General features: G+C 64.1%; 20 protein-coding genes and 3 pseudogenes. 16 read left to right on the top strand and 7 right to left on the bottom strand.

The window, feature by feature from the left end; genetic code table 11:
• Positions 1–12: 12 nt before the first annotated feature.
• The 3 genes from HAP48_RS08110 to HAP48_RS08100 are packed head-to-tail and all read left to right on the top strand — an operon-like array spanning position 13 to position 2,793.
• Positions 13–1,068 (top strand): ABC transporter substrate-binding protein, encoded by a 1,056-nt coding sequence (locus tag HAP48_RS08110; protein WP_166214197.1) that lies wholly within the window; start codon positions 13–15, stop codon positions 1,066–1,068.
• On the top strand, positions 1,065–1,931 hold the full coding sequence (locus HAP48_RS08105) for an ABC transporter ATP-binding protein (protein WP_166214198.1): 867 nt from the start codon (positions 1,065–1,067) through the stop codon (positions 1,929–1,931). The genes HAP48_RS08110 and HAP48_RS08105 overlap by 4 nt, the downstream gene beginning before the upstream one ends.
• On the top strand, positions 1,924–2,793 hold the full coding sequence (locus HAP48_RS08100) for an ABC transporter permease (RefSeq protein WP_175612350.1): 870 nt from the start codon (positions 1,924–1,926) through the stop codon (positions 2,791–2,793). Before HAP48_RS08105 ends, HAP48_RS08100 begins: the two co-directional genes overlap by 8 nt.
• Positions 2,794–2,908: 115 nt before the next feature.
• Here the strand turns inward: HAP48_RS08100 and epsC are convergent, their stop codons facing one another.
• The 3 genes and pseudogenes from epsC to HAP48_RS50435 all read right to left on the bottom strand — a co-directional run bounded on the left by epsC (position 2,909) and on the right by HAP48_RS50435 (position 5,701).
• Complete coding sequence (gene epsC, locus HAP48_RS08095; RefSeq protein WP_420869856.1) at positions 2,909–3,862, bottom strand: serine O-acetyltransferase EpsC; 954 nt, start codon at positions 3,860–3,862, stop codon at positions 2,909–2,911.
• 18 nt (positions 3,863–3,880) lie between these two features.
• The gene (locus HAP48_RS08090) at positions 3,881–4,453 is read right to left on the bottom strand and encodes a flavin reductase family protein (protein ID WP_166214199.1); all 573 of its coding nucleotides are present in this window, start codon (positions 4,451–4,453) and stop codon (positions 3,881–3,883) included.
• 41 nt (positions 4,454–4,494) lie between these two features.
• Positions 4,495–5,701, bottom strand: a pseudogene (locus tag HAP48_RS50435) (acyl-CoA dehydrogenase family protein).
• On the opposite strand from HAP48_RS50435, the gene HAP48_RS08075 reads away from it, so the two are divergent.
• Together HAP48_RS08075 and HAP48_RS08070 are read left to right on the top strand one after the other, a co-directional pair.
• A complete protein-coding gene (locus HAP48_RS08075) occupies positions 5,700–6,050 on the top strand; it encodes a hypothetical protein (RefSeq protein ID WP_166214200.1) in 351 nt (116 codons plus the stop codon). The pseudogene HAP48_RS50435 and the gene HAP48_RS08075 sit on opposite strands and share 2 nt — an antisense overlap.
• Positions 5,974–7,044, top strand: coding sequence for an LLM class flavin-dependent oxidoreductase (locus HAP48_RS08070; protein WP_166214201.1), 1,071 nt, complete (start codon positions 5,974–5,976; stop codon positions 7,042–7,044). Before HAP48_RS08075 ends, HAP48_RS08070 begins: the two co-directional genes overlap by 77 nt.
• A gap of 5 nt (positions 7,045–7,049) precedes the next feature.
• Here HAP48_RS08070 and HAP48_RS08065 read toward each other — a convergent pair whose 3' ends face one another.
• Positions 7,050–8,390 (bottom strand): LLM class flavin-dependent oxidoreductase, encoded by a 1,341-nt coding sequence (locus tag HAP48_RS08065; RefSeq protein ID WP_166214202.1) that lies wholly within the window; start codon positions 8,388–8,390, stop codon positions 7,050–7,052.
• Positions 8,391–8,705: 315 nt separating this feature from the next.
• Here HAP48_RS08065 and HAP48_RS08060 point away from each other — a divergent pair, with 315 nt between their 5' ends.
• From HAP48_RS08060 to HAP48_RS08040, 5 genes are all read left to right on the top strand, one after another.
• Positions 8,706–10,334, top strand: a complete 1,629-nt coding sequence (locus HAP48_RS08060) for an FAD-dependent oxidoreductase (protein WP_166214203.1) — start codon at positions 8,706–8,708, stop codon at positions 10,332–10,334.
• A complete protein-coding gene (locus HAP48_RS08055) occupies positions 10,331–10,651 on the top strand; it encodes a 4Fe-4S dicluster domain-containing protein (protein ID WP_029085626.1) in 321 nt (106 codons plus the stop codon). The genes HAP48_RS08060 and HAP48_RS08055 overlap by 4 nt, the downstream gene beginning before the upstream one ends.
• Before the next feature lie 49 nt (positions 10,652–10,700).
• Positions 10,701–11,825, top strand: coding sequence for a methionine ABC transporter ATP-binding protein (locus tag HAP48_RS08050; protein ID WP_166214204.1), 1,125 nt, complete (start codon positions 10,701–10,703; stop codon positions 11,823–11,825).
• On the top strand, positions 11,815–12,480 hold the full coding sequence (locus HAP48_RS08045; RefSeq protein WP_166214205.1) for a methionine ABC transporter permease: 666 nt from the start codon (positions 11,815–11,817) through the stop codon (positions 12,478–12,480). Before HAP48_RS08050 ends, HAP48_RS08045 begins: the two co-directional genes overlap by 11 nt.
• A gap of 64 nt (positions 12,481–12,544) precedes the next feature.
• Positions 12,545–13,327, top strand: a complete 783-nt coding sequence (locus tag HAP48_RS08040) for a MetQ/NlpA family ABC transporter substrate-binding protein (protein WP_166214206.1) — start codon at positions 12,545–12,547, stop codon at positions 13,325–13,327.
• A gap of 82 nt (positions 13,328–13,409) precedes the next feature.
• Here HAP48_RS08040 and HAP48_RS08035 read toward each other — a convergent pair.
• Positions 13,410–14,769, bottom strand: a pseudogene (locus HAP48_RS08035) (LLM class flavin-dependent oxidoreductase); the annotation flags it as partial.
• 414 nt (positions 14,770–15,183) lie between these two features.
• On the opposite strand from HAP48_RS08035, the gene HAP48_RS08030 reads away from it, so the two are divergent.
• From HAP48_RS08030 to HAP48_RS08010, 5 genes are all read left to right on the top strand, one after another.
• The gene (locus HAP48_RS08030) at positions 15,184–16,545 is read left to right on the top strand and encodes an O-acetylhomoserine aminocarboxypropyltransferase/cysteine synthase family protein (protein ID WP_166214207.1); all 1,362 of its coding nucleotides are present in this window, start codon (positions 15,184–15,186) and stop codon (positions 16,543–16,545) included.
• Entirely contained in the window at positions 16,545–17,342 is a 798-nt protein-coding gene (locus tag HAP48_RS08025) for a MetQ/NlpA family ABC transporter substrate-binding protein (protein ID WP_166214208.1), read from the top strand. Before HAP48_RS08030 ends, HAP48_RS08025 begins: the two co-directional genes overlap by 1 nt.
• A 708-nt stretch (positions 17,343–18,050) precedes the next feature.
• Positions 18,051–19,115, top strand: a complete 1,065-nt coding sequence (locus HAP48_RS08020; RefSeq protein WP_210292805.1) for a TAXI family TRAP transporter solute-binding subunit — start codon at positions 18,051–18,053, stop codon at positions 19,113–19,115.
• Between the two features lie 263 nt (positions 19,116–19,378).
• A complete protein-coding gene (locus tag HAP48_RS08015; RefSeq protein WP_234622354.1) occupies positions 19,379–19,726 on the top strand; it encodes a hypothetical protein in 348 nt (115 codons plus the stop codon).
• Positions 19,727–19,760: 34 nt separating this feature from the next.
• The gene (locus HAP48_RS08010) at positions 19,761–20,366 is read left to right on the top strand and encodes a DsrE family protein (protein WP_166214210.1); all 606 of its coding nucleotides are present in this window, start codon (positions 19,761–19,763) and stop codon (positions 20,364–20,366) included.
• A gap of 134 nt (positions 20,367–20,500) precedes the next feature.
• On the opposite strand, the pseudogene HAP48_RS08005 reads toward HAP48_RS08010, so the two are convergent.
• Positions 20,501–20,854: pseudogene (locus HAP48_RS08005) on the bottom strand (MetQ/NlpA family ABC transporter substrate-binding protein); the annotation flags it as partial.
• A gap of 70 nt (positions 20,855–20,924) precedes the next feature.
• Here HAP48_RS08005 and HAP48_RS08000 point away from each other — a divergent pair.
• The gene (locus tag HAP48_RS08000; protein WP_166214211.1) at positions 20,925–21,086 is read left to right on the top strand and encodes a hypothetical protein; all 162 of its coding nucleotides are present in this window, start codon (positions 20,925–20,927) and stop codon (positions 21,084–21,086) included.
• Here the strand turns inward: HAP48_RS08000 and HAP48_RS07995 are convergent.
• Positions 21,083–21,703: a hypothetical protein gene (locus HAP48_RS07995; protein WP_166214212.1), complete on the bottom strand. Its 621-nt coding sequence runs from the start codon at positions 21,701–21,703 to the stop codon at positions 21,083–21,085. The two genes, HAP48_RS08000 and HAP48_RS07995, sit on opposite strands and share 4 nt — an antisense overlap.
• Between the last annotated feature and the right edge of the window lie 168 nt (positions 21,704–21,871).

Here is a 21,871-nt window from a genome sequence, read left to right as displayed (position 1 = left end):
GAAGTTGCGAACATGAATGCATTGATCCGAATTCTCCGCGCCCGGCGTTTCGCCGCGCGCGCTGCCGCGCGGCTCATCCTGGCCGGTGCTGTGGCGCTGGGGCCGGCGGCCTCGGCTTTCGCCGAGCCGCCGCTCGAAAAGACCGAGATCCGCTACCAGGGCTGGGCCGGCCAGGTGACGTTCACCGAGCTCGCCGAAGATCTCGGCTATCTCGCGCCGCTCAAGCTCAAATGGGTCGGCAACACGATCAGTGGGCCGCAGGACATCCAGACCGTCGTCACCGGCGACATCGACATCGGTGGTGCGTTCTATGGCGCGATTCTCAAGCTGATCGCGGCGCGGGCGCCGATCAAGGCCGTGGTCGGTTACTACGGCTCCGATGCCAACACCTATCAGGGCTACTTCGTCAAGGAAGACAGCCCGATCAAGGCGGCACGCGACCTGATCGGCAAGAAGGTTGCGGTCAACACGCTGGGCGCGCATCTGGAATTCGTGCTGCGCGAATATCTGGCCCGCAACGGCCTCAGCGCCGGCGCAGCCAAGCAGGTGACGCTGGTGGCGATCCCGCCGGTCAGCAGCGAGCAGGCCTTGCGGCAAGGTCAGGTCGAAGTCAGCGTGCTCAGCGGCGTGCTGCGCGACAAGGCATTGGAGCGGGGCGGCATCCGCTCGCTGTTCGCCGATACCGACCTGTTCGGCCAGTTCACCGGCGGCGCCTATGTGCTGCGGGACAAGTTCATCAAGGACAATCCCAACACGGCCCGCAAGCTGGTGGAAGGGATTTCGCAGGCGATCCAGTGGGCGCAGACGACGCCGCCGGAACAGGTGCGGGCCCGGTTCGAGAAGATCATCGCGGAGCGCAAGCGCAACGAGGATGCATCCTCGATCAAGTACTGGAAGAGCACCGGGGTTGCGTCCAAGGGCGGCGTGATTTCGGATGGTGAGATCCAGGTGTGGATCGACTGGCTGGTCAAGGACGGGTTGTTCAAGCCGGGGCAGCTCAAGGCGTCCGACACCTACACCAACGAGTTCAACTATTTCCGTCCCGGCAAGACCGCGGAGGCAAGATGAACTCGGTCAAGATCCGCTTCGAGCAGGTTCGCAAGGAGTTTGTGACGCGAGGCGAAGGCGGCCGGCCGGCAGGTCGCTTCACCGCGCTGGAGGACATCACGCTGGATGTTCGTGCGGGCGAGTTCCTCGCGCTGGTCGGTCCGAGCGGCTGTGGCAAATCCACATTGCTCGACCTTCTGGGCGGGCTCACCGCGCCGACCAGCGGCCGTATCCTGCTCGATGGCCGGCCGATCGCCGGACCTGCACGCGATCGCGGCATCGTGTTCCAGCAATACGCCCTGTTTCCGTGGCGAACTGCGGCGCAGAACGTCGAGTTCGGGCTCGACATCGCAGGCCTCAAGGCCAGGCAGCGGCGCGAGATTGCTGAGCATTTCCTCGATCTGGTCGGCTTGTCCGGCTTTGCCGACCGCTATCCGCACGAGCTCTCCGGCGGCATGAAGCAGCGTGTCGCGATCGCGCGAAGCCTCGCCTATGATCCGGAGGTGCTGCTGATGGACGAGCCATTCGCCGCGCTCGACGCGCAGACGCGCGAGACGCTGCAGGGGGAACTGCTGCGGATCTGGCGCGCCACCGGCAAGACCATCATCTTCATCACCCATGGCATCGACGAGGCCGTCGTGCTCGGCCAAAGGGTGGCGGTGATGACCTCGCGCCCGGGGCGGATCAAGCAGGTGGTCGATATCCCCGAGCGCTTGCGCAGCGAATCCGAGGATGTGCGCTCGCTGCCGGAGTTCGGTCGCGTGAGGCACGAGGTCTGGAGCCTGCTTCGCGAGGAAGTGCGGAAGGCCCAGCAGGGCCAGTTGGCGGACGGTACCGGCGCACGCCGTGCGGGCCCCGAAGCTGTGGAGGTTGCCCATGTCTAGTCTCGAGATGCTGACATTGCTGGAACTGGCGCATGGGCGGCGCGAGCAGGCGGTGGAAGGCCGACTGTCGCCGATCACGAGTCGGTTGCGCGCAGGCATCCGCGGTCTGGCGGAGCGCGGGCGACGTTCGTTGTTACTGATTGTCCTGCTCGCCGCCTGGGAGGCCGCGCCGCGGCTTGGGCTGATCGATCCGGTGTTCCTGCCGCCGTTCTCGGAGGTGATCGCGGCTGGCTGGCAGCTCGCGCAAACCGGCGAACTCTATGACGATGTTTCTGCCAGCCTGCTGCGGGCCCTGAGCGGATTTCTGATCTCGGTTGCCTTGATCGTACCGCTGGGCCTTGCCGTCGGCTGGTACGCCCGGCTCGGCGATTTCCTGAACCAGTTCATCGAGATCTGCCGCAACACCGCGCCGCTGGCGCTGCTGCCGGTGTTCATCCTGCTGCTCGGGATCGGTGAGCTGTCGAAGGTCACGATGGTGATCTACAGCTGCGCCTGGCCGTTGTTGCTCAACACCATCGCCGCGGTGAAGCAGGTTGACCCCTTGCTGATCAAATCGGCGCGGACCATGGGAGCGACCCCGCAGCAACTGTTCCGCAAGGTGATCCTGCCTGCCGCGCTTCCCACGATCTTCGTCGGCATTCGCCTGGCCAGCGCATCGGCCATGCTGGTGCTGGTGGCATCCGAAATGGTCGGGGCCAAGGCCGGTCTCGGTTATCTCATCATCAACAGCCAGTACAGCTTCCTGATCCCGCAAATGTATTTCGGCATTCTCGGAATCACCGTGATCGGCCTGGCCTTCAATGCCGTCCTCGAGGCGATCGAACGGCACTTCATGCGCTGGAAGGCGCCGGTGGCAGCCTGAGACAAGGAACGTCTAGAGCATTTTCGGTTCTGATTGAATCAGAACCGAAGCTCTCGATTCTTGTTTTGACGCGTTTTCTTCACGCGAACCGGTGTCCACTTCGCTCGAAAACGCTCTAGCCAGACGCCGGCGTGTTGCGCGCCGTGGCCTGGGTCACCACGCTGTTCGGCGGAACATCCCTGGTCAGCCAGACATTGCCGCCGATGGTCGAGCCGCGGCCGATCGTGATCCGGCCGAGGATCGTCGCGCCGGCGTAAATGACGACATCGTCTTCGACGATTGGATGGCGTGCATCGCCCTTGATTACATGTCCCTCGTCGTCGGTCGGGAAATGCCGCGCGCCGAGCGTGACCGCCTGATAGACACGGACGTTGTTACCGATGATCGCAGTCTCCCCGATCACGACGCCGGTGCCGTGATCGATGAAGAAGCCCGAGCCGATCTGGGCGCCGGGATGAATGTCGATGCCGGTCCGGGTATGTGCGATCTCCGACATCAGGCGGGCGACCAGCCGTGCGCCGACCTGGTAGAGGAGATGTGCAAGGCGATGGTGGATGATGGCGGTCATCCCGGGATAGCCAATCAGGATCTCGGGAAAGTTCCGCGCTGCCGGGTCTCCAACAAATGCCGCCCGCAGATCGTTGATCAGAAGTCCGCGGACCGACGGCAGCTGCGTAGCGAACGCCCGCGTCAGCTCGATCGCCTCCTCGTGCACAAAGCCTGGCTCCAGCTCGTCACCAACGAACAATGCGCCGCGATGAATCTGCGCGCTGAGGGAATCCAGTGCCGTGCTTAGCGTGTTGCCGACGAAATAGTCGATGTTCTCGCCGTCAAGGTCAGATTGGCCGTAGTGTCGCGGGAATAGAGCCTCGGTGAGGCCGTCGAGGATCGCCTCCAGCGCGTCGCGAGAAGGGGCACGATGCGCCTCGCCGTCCCGCCGGATACTATGGGTCTCTTCGCGGGACGTGCGCAACTCGGCCACAATCCGGTCCAGCTGCCAGCGGCCCGGTGCTCTGCTGACCGCGCCGGCCGACGCCGGAGGCGACGGTGGCGGCATTTCGCGTTTCATGCTTTGCCTTTCCCTGTCCTAACGGACATGCGCCAGGGGAATGCTGACCTCGGCCAGGAGATCGAGGTCGGCTTCGTGATCGATCTGCACATATTGCCCATTCCAGTAGGTAAGGCCGGACGGGCGATGCGATAGCTCCATGCTGGAGAGCCGACCCACGATGATGCCGTGCGAATGCCGCTCGATGATCTCCTCGACCTGACATTCGACCATGGCCAGCGAGTGTTGCAGCAGCGGGACGCCGGAAGGGCCATATGTCCAGGCCGTTCCCTCGAAACGCTGCATGCCTTTCAGGCGGCCATTGCTGAAACGCTCCGCCAGCGCCTGCTGGTCGGAGCCGAGGATGTTGACGCCAAATTGCCGATGCCGGGCGATCGGTGCAAAGCACGAGGCCTGCCGGTTGATGCTGACCAGCAGTCGTGGGGGAGCGGCGCTGAGCGATGTCAGCGAGGTGACGGTCATCCCGGTGATGTCGTCGCCTTGTCCCGCGGTGATGATGGCAACGCCGCCGGCGAGGCGGCGCATCACGAGCCGAAACTGCTGCTCGATCTCATGGTCGGCATCGACCAAATGGAGGTCCGGCTTGCTCATCGAGTCTCTCCCCTCTCTTCGCCTCGCCGGATCGTTTCCGATCAGAAGAAGCCCTTGGCAGGTAGCGGCGTGCCGCTGATCTCAAATTGCCCGATCGAGCGGGCCTTGAAGGTGTTTGGATTGTGCGACGCCAGGGTGCGCGCATTGCGCCAGTGACGGTCGAAGTTGGTCGCCTTCTTGGTGGCGGACGCGCCGCCGACGTCAAACAGCAGGCTGCCGCTGCGGATCGCAAACTCGTCGGCGACGAGCTTTGCCTTTGCCGAGAGCAGCGCCGCCCTGTGGGCGGCGTCGCCGGCATCGAACGCGTCGGTGGCGGCATCGAGCGCCTCCGCCGCCGCGAGCACGACGGTCTCGGCCGCAAACGCCCCGCTCGCGATCTGACCGATGGTCTGTTGCAGCAACGGGTCATCAGCCGGAATTTCGCTCGGCGCATAGTAGAAGGTCCGCTTGCGCGATCGCACCAGCTCGGTGGCGTCCTGCAACACGGCCCGCGCGATGCCGGCGTTGATGGCGGTCAGGAACAATTGCGCGAATGTGTTGGAGTAGGGAATGCCGTATCCGGCGTCGGGTGCATCGAACACGGTCTCCTGACGCTTGACGCGCACGTTGCGGAAATGTGTGGTGCCGGTCGCGGTCAGGCGCTGTCCGAGCCCGTCCCAATCGTCGATCAGTTCGATGCCTTCACGGGCAACCGGGATGAGCACGGCCGCATTGGCGCCTGTCGTGTCGGCGGTGCGCATAGTCCGAATAGAGCGTGCCGGTGCTGTAGTATTTGGTGCCGTTGAGGAGATAGTCGTCGCCATCGGCGGTCAGCGTCGTGTTCGGCGTGACATTGCCGACCTTCGGCGTATCGAGCTCGGTGGCCGCGAGTCCGATGATCGCTCCATCGGCGACGGCCTTTTGCCATTTCCGGTGCTGCTCGTCCTGTGGCCGGCGCACCAGCCGCTCGACCACGCTGAAATGGTTGCGCAGGATGTGCGCGACATTGGCGTCGGCCGCGCCGAGCCGGATGACCATCTCGAACAGGGCGCGGATCGACGCCCCCGCGCCGCCGGCCTCGACCGGAAGCCGTAGCGCGCCGAGACGTGCCTTGCGGATGAGATCAATCTCAGTGAATGGCAGGACACGCTCGCGCTCGCGCTTGCTCGCACCCTCGGCGATGCGGCGCAGCAGCGCGTCGATGTCGGGGGGACGGCTATCCAGGCGGTCGGACGGTTGCAGCGAGGTGGCGGGCACGGGCTTGTTCATGGATGTCGACCTGGGATGGGGATGGTTGGTGATCTTGCTCGGTTACTTGTTCGACCTGAGGTCGAATGCCGGCATCGTGCACATGTTGCAAACTGTCCCACGATTTTTCGTGGACAGAAATAGAGCGGTTTTTCAATTGTCGCGGGATTCGGAGTTTTCTGATTTGTCTGCGCGCGCCGAGCAGCAAGGAAAATCTTTTGATGCGCCGTTGCTTGATCTCTCGCCGCGATTTCCACACAAGCGGAGCGGCAAACGCAATTCGGAGATCGCCAATGACGACACGACCGCTTCGCTTCGGCATCTGGGCGCTGGTGCACGGTTCGCGCGCCGCCTATCAGGATCCCGATGAGCCCTATGATGCATCATGGGAACGCAACCGCGATCTCGTGCTCGCGGCGGAGGCGCTGGGGTACGACTCCACGCTGATTGCGCAGCACACGATCAATCCGCACCAGGAGGATCTCGATCAGCTCGAGGCCTGGAGCGCGGCGGCCGCACTGGCCGCGTTGACCAGCCGGATCGAGATCATCGCCGCGATCAAGCCCTATCTCTATCATCCGGTTGTGCTGGCGAAGCTTGCGCTCGGGATCGAGAACATCAGCCGCGGCCGCTTTGCGATCAATCTGGTCAATGCATGGAACCGGCCCGAGCTCGACAAGGCAGGCATCGGCCTTGCGGAGCACGACGCCCGTTATGCCTACGGCCGCGAGTGGGTCACCGTGGTGTCGCGCCTGATGCAGGGCGAGCGGCTGACCTACAAGGGTGAGCATTTCGATATCAGGGACTACGTCTTGCGGCCCGCAAGCCTCTACCGGCCACGGCCGCTGATCTATGTCGGCGGTGAATCCGAGCCGGCGCGTGCCTTGGTCGCCGAGCACGGCGACGTCTGGTTCATCAATGGGCAGCCGCTCGACGACGTTGCTGGCCTGATCGCCGATGTTGCCGTCCGGCCGAGAACGGCGGCTCCACTTCGGTTTGGGCTGTCCGCCTTTGTGATCGCGCGCGAGACGCAGGCCGAGGCCGAGGCGGCCTATGAAAGGTTGCTCGATCTCTCAAGCAAGGCGATCCAGAGGCAGAACACCGATCCCAAGGTCGTGATGATGCAGACGATGCAGAAATCGGCGCGGGTCGGCAGCAATGGCGGAACGGCCGCCGGGCTGGTCGGAAGCTATGACGAGGTGGCTGCGCGTATCAGGGCATTTCATGCCGCCGGCATTGAACTGTTCATGCTGCAATTCCAGCCGTTCGAAGCCGAGATGGAGCGCTTTGCCAAGGAGATCATCCCGCGCGTGCGTCAGGCTCCAGTCGATGACAGGCCGGGTCTCCTGGCCGGCTCGCGGTGACCGGATCAAGCGCTTGTCGCGGCCGCCGGCGCCTGCGCAAACCGGCTGACCGGTCGCGGCAATCCGAAGTGATCGCGCAGCGTGGTGCCGGCATAGTCGGTGCGGAACAGGCCGCGGCGCTGCAGGATCGGCACCACTGTATCGACGAAAACCTCCAATCCGGTGGGCAGCACATCCGGCATCAGGTTGAAGCCATCGGCCGCACCCGCCTTGAACCAGGCCTCGATGTCGTCGGCGATCTGTTCGGGCGTACCGACGATGATCCTGTGGCCGACGCCGCCGCCGAGGGCGCGCAGCAACTCACGGACGGTAAGGCTGCCGCGTCGCGCGATGTTCACCGTTCCCTGGAACATGGTGTGGTTGGCGTTGGCCGGCAGCGGCAATGGATCGGGCAGGGGCTTGTCGAGATCGAGAGCGGCGGGGTCGATTTGCAATGTGCCGGCAAGCCGCGCAAGGCTGTATTCGATCGGGACCAACTCCCAAAGCTCGCCCTGGCGCCGCCTGGCTTCCGCTTCCGTGCTGCCGATGACGGTTGCCAGTCCCGGCAGGATCACGATTGAACTACCAGCGCGGCCGTAGGCTGCGGCACGCGCACGCAGATCGCGGGCATAGGCGACGCTTTCATCGATCGTCTGCGCAAGCGTGAACACCGCTTCGGCCTGCGCGGCGGCGAGGTCGCGGCCGTCGCTCGATCCGCCGGCCTGAACGGTGACGGGACGTCCCTGCGGCGAGCGCGGGACGTTGAGCGGTCCGGCCACGCTGTAGTGGGTGCCGCGATGTCCGATCGCGTGAACTTTTGACGTATCGACGAACCGCGCGCTCGTCTTGTCGCCGACAAAGGCATCGTCTTCCCAGCTGTCCCACAGCGCATGCACGACCTCGGCGAACTCCTTGGCACGGTCATAGCGCGCCTTGTGCTCGAGCACGTTGGGGAGACCGAAATTGCGGCCGGCTGACGCGTCGGCCGTGGTCACGGCATTCCAGCCGGCGCGGCCACCGCTCGCCAGGTCGAGCGTCGCGAAGCGGCGTGCGATGTTGTAGGGCTCGTTGTAGGTCGTCGAGGCCGTCGCGATCAGCCCGATATGGGTGGTTGCGGCGGCGACGATCGCCAGCACGATGGTCGGCTCCAGCGACATGAACGAACGATAGTCGATGCGGTCGGTGATGGCAGGCGTATCGGCGAGGAAGATCGCGTCGAGCTTGCCACGCTCCGCGATCTCTGCGACGCGCACGTAATGGCCGACGTCGAAGCAGGCACGCGGGTCGCTGTCCGGCAGTCGCCAGGCGGACGCATAGACGCCGGAATGCAGAAGATTGACGTTGAGATGAAGCTGACGATGAGACATGGCTGCCGTATCTGCGGTGATGCTTGTCGCTAGATACCGGCCCGATGCGTGCGCGAGAATGCGTCGTGGGCAGGTGCGGGCAAAAAGAAATATCCGTCCCCCCGCAGCGATCCTGTGCGCAAGTCCATGTCGCGCTTCCTGCCGATGACGCAACATCCGGCGCGCCGCAACATGAATCTTCTTCGTGCGGTGAGGCGGGTGAAAGCTTCGTCCAAGTCTCCGCGAATATCTGAAATTGCCAGGGCGGGCCTGCGCGGGCCACGATATCGCGACGCGCCACATCATCGCGATCGATCCTGCCTGGAGCCGTGAATCATGCCGAACCAAACTCATCGCGCCGAGCGCGTGTCCGCGCCTGACGGCTCGGTCGCGTTTGAGGCCGACGTTCTGGTGATCGGTGGCGGACCCGCGGGGACCTGGGCTGCGGTCAGCGCGGCGCAGCGCGGTGCGCGGGTGGTGCTCGCCGACAAGGGTTTCTGCGGCACCTCGGGGGCGACCGCCGCGGCGGGAACCGGCGTTTGGTACATCGATCCCGATCCCGCCTTGCGCGAGGCCGCGATGGCCAACCGCGAGAAGATGGGCGGCCATCTGCAGGACCGTCGCTGGATGGCGCGCGTGCTCGACCGGACCTATCAGCAGAGCAACCGGCTGGCCGACTGGGGTTATCCCTATCCGGTGGACGATCGCGGCGCGTCGCAGCGCAATTCGTTGCAAGGGCCTGAGTACATGCGCCTGATGCGCAAACGCAGCAAGCAGGCCGGCGTCACCATTCTCGATCACAGTCCGGCGCTCGAACTGCTCGTCGACGACGACGGGGCTGTCGCCGGCGCCAGCGGCATCCGCCGGCAAAAGCAGGACCGCTGGACGGTACGCGCCAGGGCGGTCGTGATCGCGACCGGGGGCTGCGCCTTCCTCAGCAAGACGCTCGGATCGAACGTGCTGACCGGCGACGGCTATCTGATGGCCGCGGAGGTCGGCGCCGAGTTCAGCAGCATGGAGTTCTCCAATCCTTACGCGATCTCACCAGCGTTCGGCTCGGTGACCAAGACATTGTTCTACGGCTGGGCCACCTTCAGCTATGACGACGGCAGCGTGGTGCCGGGCGCGGCGTCGAAGGGCGGACGATCGGCGATTGCGCGCGCACTGCTCCAGGGGCCGGTCTATGCCTGTCTCGACAAGGCCGATGACGACGTGCAGCGTCACATGCGCGCATCGCAGCCGAATTTCTTCCTGCCGTTCGATCGCACCGGGATCGATCCGTTCAAGGACCGCTTTCCGGTGACATTGCGGCTGGAGGGCACGGTTCGCGGCACGGGCGGCCTTCGTATCGTCGACGACAGCTGCGCCACCAGCGTGCCCGGCCTCTATGCGGCGGGCGACGCGGCGACGCGTGAATTGATCTGCGGTGGCTTCACCGGCGGCGGCAGCCACAACGCCGCCTGGGCAATGTCGTCGGGAACCTGGGCGGGGCAGGGCGCAGCCGACTACGCCAGGCAAATTGGGCCGACCGCCAGGCGCAGATTATCGTCCGCGGGAGCCGTCGGCTTTCGGAGCCGGCAGCGCCGTGCGTTCGAGCCGGCCGCGCTGGCGAAGACGGTTCAGGACGAGGTCTTCCCTTATGAGCTGAACTATTTCCGGGAAGCGTCGCGACTTGAGGGAGCGCTCGGACGTCTCGATGCGGCGTGGCGCGATGTGTCGGAAGCGGACGCCGCCGGGAAGTCCGAGATCTTGCGGGCGCGCGAGGCCGCCGCGATGCTGGCGACCGCTCGGTGGATGTACCGCAGCGCGCTCGCCCGTCAGGAAAGCCGCGGCATGCATCGCCGCGACGACTTCCCCAACCAGGACGACCGGCAGCGGCATTATGTGACGACCGGAGGTCTCGACGAGATATGGACTGCGGCCCAGCCCCATGCCGAGGCGAGCTATGCGGAGGCCGCGGAGTGATCGAAATTATCGACGCCGAACGCTGCACGTCCTGTGACATCTGTGTCAACGTCTGCCCGACCAACGTATTTGACAAGACCGATGGAATTCCGGTAATCGCCCGGCAAAGCGATTGCCAGACCTGCTTCCTCTGCGAGCTCTACTGTCCCGAGGATGCGCTCTATGTCTCGCCCTTTGCGGATCAGGCGCAGCCGATCGACCTCGTTGCGCTCAGGCAAACGGACAGGATGGGCAGCTACCGCCGGGCGGTGGGCTGGACCGACGACACCAGCGATCGCCGCGGCATCGACCGCAGCTATCTGCTCTTTGGTCATTGAAGCCTCGGCCGCGATCGCGGCGACCAAAGCGACCTAATGGACTGACTGAATGAACGTGCATCAATCCCTGACGGCGGTTCGGCCCGTCGAGCCGCTGCTACCCGCCGCGCATCCGCCGAGCGCGGTGGACGCGATGGTCCGGTTCGAGCAGGTCTCGAAGGCCTATCCGGCCTACCGCGACAAGCCGAGCGTGCAGGCTTTGCAAGGCATCGACTTTGCGATTCCGCGCGGCTCGATCACCGGCGTGATCGGTCGTTCCGGCGCCGGCAAATCCAGCCTGGTGCGGCTGATCAACGGTCTGGAGAAGCCATCGAGCGGCCGTGTCATCGTCGATGGGCGCGACATCTCCGGACTAGCGGGCCGCGAGCTACGGCTGGCGCAGCGCTCGATAGGCATGATCTTCCAGCATTTCAACCTGCTGTCGTCGCGCACCGCGGCCGACAATATCGCACTGCCGCTCGAGATCGCGGGCTGGTCGAGGGCCGACATTGCGGTCCGCGTCGCGGAGTTGCTCGAGCTCGTCGGCATCGCCGACAAATACGATCGCTATCCGTCCGAGCTGTCGGGCGGCCAGAAGCAACGCATCGGCATCGCCCGCGCGCTGGCGACGCGGCCGAACGTGCTGCTGTCGGACGAGGCGACCTCGGCGCTCGATCCGCAAACCACTCGCTCGATCCTGGACCTCCTCGCGAACATCAACCGCGAGCTTGGCGTCACCATCATCCTGATCACCCACGAAATGTCAGTGGTCCGTCAGCTCGCCAAGGAAGTCGTGGTGATCGACGGCGGCTACATCGTCGAACGCGGCCATGTCGCGGATATCTTCACGCATCCCGGCCATCCGGTTACGCAGGCCTTTCTGTCGGAGGTGGTCGGCGACAGCGTTCCGGTGTCGTTGGCAAGCCGCTTGCAGCCGCAGCCGGTCGTGGGCGGCCAGGCCGTCGTTCGCGTGCAGGTTCGTGGCGCCGATGCCGGCGACACCATCGTCGCCCGCCTGGCGCGCGAGCTGTCGATCGATGTGGCGCTGCTGTCGGCCCGGATCGACGAGATCGGAGGCCAGCATGTCGGCTCATTGACGTTGGGCATTCCCGGCGGCGAGCCCGCGGCCGACAAGGCGGCGTCCTATCTCTCCCAGCATAACCTTCCGGTGGAGCGCCTTGGCTATGTCGCGTGAACTCATCAACCTGATCGTTCAGGCCACCGGCGAGAGCCTGTTCATGGTGTCGATCGCTGCATTGATCGCCACCGCGTTCGGGCTGCCGATCGGCGTCTTCCTGGCCACCAGCCGCAAAGGGGAGTTGTTCGCGGCGCCGGCGGTCAACAGCATGCTGGGCATCATCGTGAACGCGACGCGCTCGACGCCGTTCATCATCCTGGTGGTTGCCATCATCCCGTTCACGCGCCTGATCGCGGGCACCTCGATCGGCTCGGGCGCGGCGATCGTGCCGCTGACCATCGCGGCGACGCCGTTCATCGCACGACTGGTCGAGGCCGCGATCCGCGAGGTCGATGCCGGATTGATCGAGACCGCATCGTCGTTCGGCGCCAGCCCGCTGCAGATCGTGCTGAAGGTGCTCATCCCCGAGGCGCTGCCCGGCCTGGTGCTCGCGCTGACGCTCGCGGTGGTCAGCCTGCTCGGCTATTCGGCGATGGTCGGGGCGGTCGGCGGCGGCGGGCTCGGGGACCTCGGCATCCGCTACGGCTACCAGCGCTTCATGCCGGAAATGATGCTGGCGGTGGTCGTCGTCCTGATCGCGCTGGTGCAAACGGTGCAGACCGCCGGCGATTATCTCGCCCGCCGCGTCAACCGCCGCCTGCGCCATAGTTGAGACGGGAATCCGTCGCGATCCCTTCGGGGCTGTTTGTCATTGCTAAGTTCCTACGGAGACCAAAATGTCCTTTCGTCCCATTATTGTGCTTGCCGGCGTGCTGGCGATCTGGTCGGCCGCCGCCTCGGCGGAAGCGATCAAGATCGGCGTGACGCCCGGGCCGCATGCGCAAATCCTCGAGGCGGTGAAGCCGATCGCGGCCAAGAACGGGCTCGATATCCAGCTCGTCGAGTTCTCCGACTATGTGGTGCCGAACGCGGCGCTCGATGCCGGCGACATCCAGGCCAATTCGTTTCAGAACCAGCCCTATCTCGACAATCAGAAGACCGATCGCGGCTACAAGATCGAGCCGGTCGGCCTGACGGTCAACTTTCCGCTCGGGGTCTATTCCAAGAAGCACAAGAGCTGGGCCGATGTTCCGGACGGCGGCAAGATCTCGATCCCGAACGATCCCACCAATGGCGGCCGGGCATTGCTGCTGCTGCGCGACAAGGGTGCGATCAAGCTGAAGGACGGCGTTGGCTTCAAGCCCACGGTCCTTGATGTCGCGGACAATCCCAAGAAGTTCAAATTCGTCGAGGTCGATGCGGCGCAGTCACCGCGTGCGCTCGACGACGTCGACGCGGCCGTGATCAACACGAACTATGCCACCCAGGCCGGCCTCGATCCGGTCAAGGATCCGATCCTGCGCGAGGATCCGAAGGGACCCTACGTCAATTTGATCGCGGTTCGCGCTGCGGACAAGGACAAGCCGTGGGTCAAGATCCTGGTGGACAGCTATCACACGCCCGAGGTCAAGGAGTTCGTCTTGACCAAGTTCAAGGGCGCCGTGCTGCCGAGCTGGTAGCCGCGACCTGGTGAGGGGTACCCGTCGCCGGTAGGCCATCCTTTTCGGCGGCGTCGGGACGGACCGTCTTCGACGGTGCGAGCCGGTAGCTCGCGCCGGGATGCGTGGCGTGAAGCCGCGGACCGCGGCCGGGGAACAGCTTTTCCCGCAGCGTACCCTCGCGATAGGCCGTCTTGTAGACCCCGCGTGACTGCAGCTCCGGCACCACGAGGTCGACGAAGGCATCAAGCGATTCCGGTGCGACGAGGCGGAACAGGTTGAAGCCGTCGACGTCGGTTTCATCCGCCCAGGCGATCAACTCGTCCGCGACATCCTGCGGCGAGCCGACCACGAAGGGCGAGCGCGCGCCGACGCGGCTCAGCGTTGCGAGGTCGCCGACCTTGACCGGGCGATCGCTGCGCACGGTGAAATTCTCGACCATCGACTGGATCGCGTTGCTCTCGACATATTGCACCGCCTGGTCGGGGCGGTAGGTCGAGAAATCGATGCCGGTCCAGCCCGAGAGCAGAGCCAGCTGACCGGCCTGGTCGACATGCGCGGCATAGTCCGCGAGCAGATCCTCGGCCTCTGCGCGGGTCGGCGCGACGATCACGGTCGCGCCGGCAAACAGGCGGATATCGTAGGGATCGCGGCCAAACTCCTTTGCCGCGCTCCTGATGTCGCGGACGGCGCGGGCGAGAATCGGCCGGGTCTGGCCGTTGAGAAAGATCGCCTCCGCATGCCGTGCCGCAAAGGCGCGGCCGCGCTTGGAGGTGCCGGCCTGATACAAAAGCGGCGTGCGTTGCGGAGAGGGTTCCGCGAGATGGATGCCGTCGACCTTGTAGTGCGCCCCTTGATGACGGACGGGATGGATCCTGGCCGGATCGGTGAAGATGCGCCGCACGGTCCCGGCGCACCGCGCCGTCCTCCCAGCTGCCCTCCCATAATTTGTAGCTCGCAGCGAGGAATTCCTCGGCCGCCTCGTAGCGCTCGTCATGCGCGCGGTTCGCCTCAAGCCCCATGCCGCGGGCGCCGCTGTCGAGATAGCCGGTGACGATGTTCCAGCCGATCCGCCCGTTGGTGAGATGATCGAGTGTCGAGAAGCGACGGGCAAACTGGTAGGGATGTTCGTAGGTGAGGTTGGACGTGATGCCGAAGCCGAGATGCCTGGTGACCAGCGCCATGGCCGAGACCAGCAGGGTCGGCTCGGCGTTCGGCAATTGAACGGCCTGACTGAGCGCCGTGTCCGGGGTGTTGCCGTAGACGTCGTAAATGCCGAACACGTCAGCCAGGAAGATGCCGTCGAGCAGTCCTCGCTCGGCTGTCTTGGCATAGTCGACCCAATAGTCGAGTGAGTTGTAGTTGAGCGAGCTGTCGCGCGGATGCGACCACAGGCCGGCCCAGTTGTGGCTTGGCGCCATCATGTTGAACGCATTGAAGCGAAGCTCTTTTGATTTTGCCATCGACCTGTTCCGATAGGGAGCCTGTCGGAACAACGTAACAGCTTGCCTGCGCGACTTTGTTTTCTATTCGGCGCGGAAGCGTGAAAATCCTGCTGTATCGGAAATCCCGGGTAGCAGGGTCACGCTCATTGGCGCCTCAAGTCGAGACCGGAGGTCTCTGGGAATCCGCGAGCGCAGGCGATCATCTGCGCGATCCGCGCTGTGTGATCCGCGATATCGCGCGCCGGCAATGGCCATCGACACACGAAACAAATGCGTCGCGACGGATGTGCCGTCTGAAAAATTCACGATGCCGTTCCGTGAGACGCCAGTACGTCCATCGCTATTTTCCTGGACATCTCGACAGCCGCAAAGTCGCTGCGCATCATTTCGCGACTTGCAACGCTTGGTTCACCGATCCCAGGAGATTTCGAAATGCCGGTCGAAACGAAAAATCTCGAGACGCTCGCCCTGCACGGCGGGTCCTACCGGTCGGATCCTGCGACCGGCGCAGTAGCGGTTCCGATCTATCAGACGACCTCGTTCCAGTTCGAGAACACCGACCATGCGTCGCGGCTGTTCGCGTTGGAATCGATCGGGCAGATCTACACAAGGATCAAGAACCCGACGGCGGATGCCTTCGAGGAACGGCTCGCCGCGCTGGAAGGCGGCGTCGGCGCGCTCGCGGTGGCGTCGGGCCAGACCGCATCGGCCTTCGCGATCTTCAACATTGCCCAGGCCGGCGACAACATCGTCTCTTCCACCGATCTCTATGGCGGCACCTGGACGCTGCTGTCGCAAACCCTGAAGCAGTTCGGCATCGAGGTACGGTTCGTCGATCCGGCCGACCCCGAGAATTTCCGTCGCGCCACCGACGCGAAGACCCGCGCCTATTTTGCCGAGACCCTGCCCAATCCCAAGCTCAATGTGTTCCCGATCAGGGAGGTCGCGGACATCGGGCGCTCGCTCGGTGTGCCGCTGATTCTGGACAACACGGCGGTGCCGCTGGTTGCGCGCCCGTTCGATCATGGCGCCGCGATCGTGGTCTATTCGACGACGAAATATATCGGCGGTCACGGCACGTCGATCGGCGGCGCGATCGTCGACGGCGGCAATTTCGACTGGGCGGCACATGCCGAGCGCTTTCCGCTGCTGTCCCAGCCCGACGCCGCCTATCACGGCGCGATCTGGACGGAAGCGGCCAAGCCGCTCGGTCCGATCGCCTACATCTTGCGCGCGCGCGTGAAGCTGTTGCGCGATCTCGGCGCCGCGATCGCGCCGCAGAATGCCTTTCAGTTCATCCAGGGGCTCGAAACGCTACCGTTGCGGCTGCGCCAGCACAACGAGAATGCGATCAAGGTGGCGGATTTCCTGGTCAAGCACCCCGCCGTCTCGCAAGTGATCTTCCCGGGACTGCAGCAGGGGGAGAACCGGCGCCGCGCCGACACCTATCTGAAAGGGGGCTATGGCGCGCTCGTCGGCTTTGAGCTGAAAGGTGGTGTCGAGGCCGGCCGTCGCTTCATCGATGCGCTGAAGCTGTTCTATCACGTCGCCAATATCGGCGATGCGCGGTCGCTGGCGATCCATCCGGCCTCGACCACCCACCAGCAGCTCACCGGTGAGGAGCAGCTCGCGGCCGGCGTCACGCCTGGCTACGTGCGGCTCTCGGTCGGGATCGAGCACCCCGACGACATCATCGCAGACCTCGTTCAGGCCCTGGCGCAGGCCGAGGCCGGTGGCAGCGCCCGCAAGGGCAGCGTGATCGCACTCGACAACATTGGAACAGGATTGAGATGATGAAGACATTGTTGCGCCTGGCGGAAGCGGCAGGCGTCCTTCTTGCCTTGACGGCGAATGCCGTCGCCGATGAGCCCCTCAAGATCGCGACCAGCGCCGGTCCGGTTGGCCAGCTGGCGGCGTTCGCCGCCAAGCTCGCCAAGGACAAGGGACAGGACGTCAAGATCGTCGAGCTGTCCGATTGGGTCGCATTGAACGAGGTGGTCAACAGCGGCGACGTCGACGCGAACCTGTTCCAGCACAGCACCTATCTCGCGATCCAGAACAAGCAGCGCGGCTTCAATCTGGTCCAGGTGGACAAGGTCGGCGTGATCGCCCCGGTCGGGCTGTTCTCGAAGAAGATCAAGTCGCTCGACGAGATCAAGCCCGGTGACAGCGTCGCTATTCCGAACGAGCCGCTCAACGGCGCGCGGGGATTGATCCTGCTCGAGCGGGCCGGCCTGATCAAGCTGGCGCCGGGCAAGGGCTTCTCGGTGAGCCGGTTCGACGTCATCGAGAACCCCAAGAACCTGAAGATCGTCGAACTCGATCCGGCCCAGACCTATCGTTCGCTCGACGACGTCACGCTCGCGCTCGTCAACATCACCTATCTGATCCCCGCGGGCGGCGATCCGAAATCGGCACTGCTGATCGATCGTACCGTGGACGACGGATTGGTGTTGCGCTTCACGGCGCGGCCAGACAAGAAGGACGATCCGCGCCTCAAGGCCTTTATCCAGGTCTTCAACTCGCCTGAGGTGAAGAAATTCATCGAGGACAAGCTGCCGGCGTTCATTCCCGCCGGCTTCAGCAGCTAGACGCTTGTCAGTTCACGGCGGAGCGGGAGCTGCCCTGTCTCTTCGGCACGGGAGAGCAGGGCAGCAAGGAATTCGCGCCATATCCGCTGGGTGTAGGCCGAAGGCTGGAATGTCAGCCGCGCGTATCCCGGGTCAGCCGAAGATGCAGGCATCTTGTGCGCACGGGCTCGACTAGCCGTGCGGCCCGAACAGGAAGATCTCACGGGAGTCGCGCTGTCCGTCGGGATTTGCGGCGCGCGCAAGTCTCCTGCGCCACCGCCGCACGCGCCGGGCCACACGACCAAGCGCGTGGAGCCAAGAAGACGCCGGATGCATAGAACCTCCACCGAAGTGTCGTTTCACTCACGGTAGCACGTCCTTGTCCGGCTTGACCGCGCACGCCAACCGGTATCGCAAGTTTGCAATCAATGGATCGGGTTGAGGCGACTTGCAGAACGGTCGTTTGGTCGGTGGCGTGGGCAAAGAAAGTTCGTTCTCCGAGCAGTTGGTGATCGGCGCTGGCGTCCCGAGATGCCGGGCCGGATCGCGCGCCACCCGCGCAACCGAGGCCTCGACCGATGCCGGTCGATCCCTCGCTGCTGCGGCGTTGGGGGAGGCACGCGCATAATCCGGAAGGAGTAGGTCCGCTCTCCATGCGGGAAGTGGCGCGCGCGGCCGAACTGCATGAGACTACAGCAAAATATCGGATCGGCGAGGGTGGAGCCCCCCATGAGACAGGTGATTTCAGGTGGGGCGCGGACCGCAAAGCGGGGAGTGCTCCAGTTGCTTGTGCTGGCGGCGCTGGTTCCGCTGCTCACGACCGTTCCGCCGTCCAGCACGGATGCGCAGGCGCAGCGTGCTGCACCTCGTCAAGTACGGCGTGATCCACCGCCGGAAAAGCCGCAGGTGACGATGAATGCCTGGACGGTCGGCCTCGCAGGAGGCCTGCTCGAGGGCGCGCCCATTCGCTTCGCGTCCGAAATCGCCCGCGTCGTGGACGATGGCGACAAGCTGCACGTTTTGCCGGTCGTGACGCGCGGACCGACGGAGAACGTGAACTCGCTGCTCTATTTGCGCGGCATCGATGCCGCCATCATCAACTCCGACGCACTCGAGGAGTACAGGAGTCAGGTTCCGGATATCCAGCAACGGCTGGCTTATGTGCTGAACCTGTTTCCGTCCGAACTGCATATCTTCGTTCGTCCCGAGATTCAGAGCCTGAACGATCTCACCGGCAAGAAGGTCAACTTCAACAATCTGGGGACCGCCGCGGCCTATTCGGGGCCCCTGATCTTCAGCCGCCTCGGCCTCGATGTGGAAAAAACCTTCATTCCGCATCAGGTCGCGCTCGAGCAGATGCGCAAGGGCGAGATGGCCGCGGTCGTCTTCATCACCTCGAAGCCGATTGATGCCTTCGTGCGCGGCCGCTGGGAGCCGGGGTTCAAGTTCCTGCCGGTGCCTTATGACAAGAAGTTCGAGGACTTCTATCTTCCCGCCTCGCTCGAGGCCGCGGAGTATCCCAATCTCATCAAGCCGGGTGAGCGTGTCACGACAATCGCGGTGCCGACCGCTCTGGTGGCCTTCAACTTCCCGGCCAAGTCGAACCGCTATGAGCGCATTGCGCGCTTTGTAGAGTATCTGTTCTCGCGCATTGACCGGCTGCAGCAGCCTGGCTTCGACCCGAAGTGGAAGGCGATCAATCTTGCAGCGACCGTTCCCGGCCTGGCGCGCTTCCCTGCGGCGCAGGCGTGGCTCGATCGCGAGCCGCGCGCCGCCGCAAATCGATCGCAATGAGAGGCGCGGCGACCCGCGTGGTGGCTGGAATCATGCTTCTGGGCGGGGTGTCCTGGGCGCAGGCGGCAGACGATCGTCGGATCGCGCAGCTTCGCGCATGTCCCGAAGGGATGGAGTGCCCCGAGAAATCGCCGCGCACATCAGCGCCTCGCCCGGCGAACCCGACGGGCAACTGGATCGTCAGCCTGACGACGTCGCCGGTCGACTATTCACCGGTCGCCACCGCCACGACATCGTCGCGCGATGCTGCCGGCGGGGCCGGGATGACGCTTTCGATTCGCTGCCACGGCGGACGGAGCGAACTGATCGTCGCCGGGCCGGGCGTATCCGGTCGCGGCGATGATTATGCGATCTCCTATCGCGTCAACGACGACCAGACGCTGCAGATCGCGGCGGCCGTGCCGGCGTCGGGGACCGGCGTTGCGTTCGGCGGCGATGTCGTCCGCCTGCTGCAGTCCCTTCCGGGTAACGGAGGCCTCAATATTCACCTCACATCCCGCAAAGGGCCAGCCCTGGATGCAGTGTTTCCGCTCGGCGGGTTGGACGCGGTGCGCGTGAAGATCGCCGCCGCGTGCAAGTGGCCGCAGCCAATCGCCAAGCCCAATGGGTAACAAGTAGCAACATATGTTCGACAGGAGAGGCATTATGCGCGTGTTTCAACATACTGCGAGAGTAGCCATCATCGGAGCCGTAGCGGTCGTGCTCGCCACATCGTTTGCGGCGGCACAGCAAAGTGGCGGACGGTACTGGACACCGGGCACGACAAATCCCGCTGTCGACAGCAAGCAGATTGCAGAAAGCAAAACGCTCAAGCACAGGGCGGCCAAACAGAAGAGGGAGCGGTCGCCGCTTTCCGCCAACGCACGGCTGCAGCCCGACAGCAAGCCGCACCGCTTGATCCTGCAGGTGAACACCAATGATCCCGCCGCGATGAATCTCGCGCTCAACAATGCGACCAACGTCGCGCAATACTACAAGGATCTCGGCGAGAAAGTGAAAATCGAGGTGGTCACGTTCGGGCCCGGCCTGCACATGCTGCGCGATGACACCTCGCCGGTGAAGTCCCGTATCGAGGAGTTGGCGCTGAGCACGCCCGAGATCGCGTTCAAGGCCTGCGGCAATACCCAGGAAAAAATGCACAATGCAGAGAAAAAGGACATCCCGATCATTCGTCAGGCGGAGGTGGTGAAGTCGGGCGTCGTGCGCGTGATGGAACTGCAGGAGAAGGGCTGGTCCTATGTAAAGCCGTGACCGCCGCCTAACCCGAAAGGGGGTGGATGGCTTCGCGCGGAGTTGGGGCGCATAATGCCGCACCTCAACAGATCGTGTCGCCTTGCGACGGGTGATTGCGGATGGGTCGCACGGTTCTCCTCAATGATGACGTAGGTGAACCCCTCATAGAAGCGGTCGAAAAGGATCGCGGGCTTGAAGGCCTACGGCGACGATGTCCTGTGCCCAGTCGGCATCGGCCTTCTGACGGCAATCACGTTGATAAAGGGCGTCGTCATCTTTTCCAGCGCGAACGCGTTGGTCAGCTTCAAGCCGCTGTAGATTGCGAAAGTGCCGTGGCTGACGGCGAGGTCGACGTCGTCGAGTGCGCGCGGCGCCTGGGCTCCTTCCAGCGCCACGATCTTGATGCCGCCGGGGTTCTTGATGACGTCCAACTCACTGACATCGACCGGCTTTGAATCGCGGATGTCGATCAGGCCGAGATCGCGCAGGACAGGTTGATGCGGTACGGTTTGCTCACCGCATCGGCTTAACCAGTTCGTTCACCTCGCTGAGCTGAAGCTTCGTGCCGGCCGGCATGTGCTGCACGGCGCGGAGCTTCGATCCGAACAGGAGCAAGCGCAAGACAGCAAGCCCGAGACGGAAAAGAAGCAGCCCGCCGCCGCCAGCGAACAGGCCGCGCTCAATCTCTCGCGGGAAGAGATTCAATTGATCAGGGAGTACATCAAGGCGGCCCCTTAAAGAAGCAGATCGCTCAGATCGCACAGGCGATCCGACGATTTGGCTTTACCAATCCGGTCCTGGTCGATCGCGCGGATCAGCCGATCCCGCTCCCCGAAGGACCGGCGGCTAGCCAAATTGGCGGTATCTGGCGAATTGGCGAGCACCGCTTGATTTGCGGCGATGCCACCCAACCCGAGACCTACCAGGCGCTGCTTGGAGAGGAGCGCGCGCAAATGGTGTTTTCCGACCCGCCCTATAACGTCCCGATCGCGGGCCACGTCTCGGGGCTCGGACAAATCCAGCACCGGGAATTTGCCATGGCCTCCGGCGAAATGTCCGCAGAAGAATTCAGAGCTTTCCTTACCTGTGTCTTCCGCCATCTTGCTGCCTTTTCGGCCGATGGCGCCATCCAGTTCCAGTGCATCGATTGGCGCCATATCCAGGACATGCTCGCAGCCGGCGAGGACGCCTATGGCGAGCTTAAAAACATCTGCGTCTGGGCCAAGAGCAACGCCGGCATGGGCTCGCTCTACCGCTCCCAGCACGAGCTCATCTGCGTCTTCAAGTCCGGCACCGCGCCGCATCTCAACAATATCGAACTCGGCACTCGATCCCTTCAGCGGCTCTGGGACCACGCTGGTGGCCGCGGAGCGAACCGGGCGGATCGGCTCAGCGCTCCTATTCGATCGACACCAAAGCCCGGCGCTGCGGTACGACCGCACTCTCAGCTCGTTAAAGGTTGCAGTAAGACACATTGCAACCGAAATTGGCTAATCCCTAATTGCCGCTGTTTCCCGATGGCC

This window comes from Bradyrhizobium septentrionale, assembly GCF_011516645.4.
Classification (GTDB): domain Bacteria; phylum Pseudomonadota; class Alphaproteobacteria; order Rhizobiales; family Xanthobacteraceae; genus Bradyrhizobium; species Bradyrhizobium septentrionale.
This window is presented reverse-complemented; position numbering and strand designations above follow the sequence as displayed.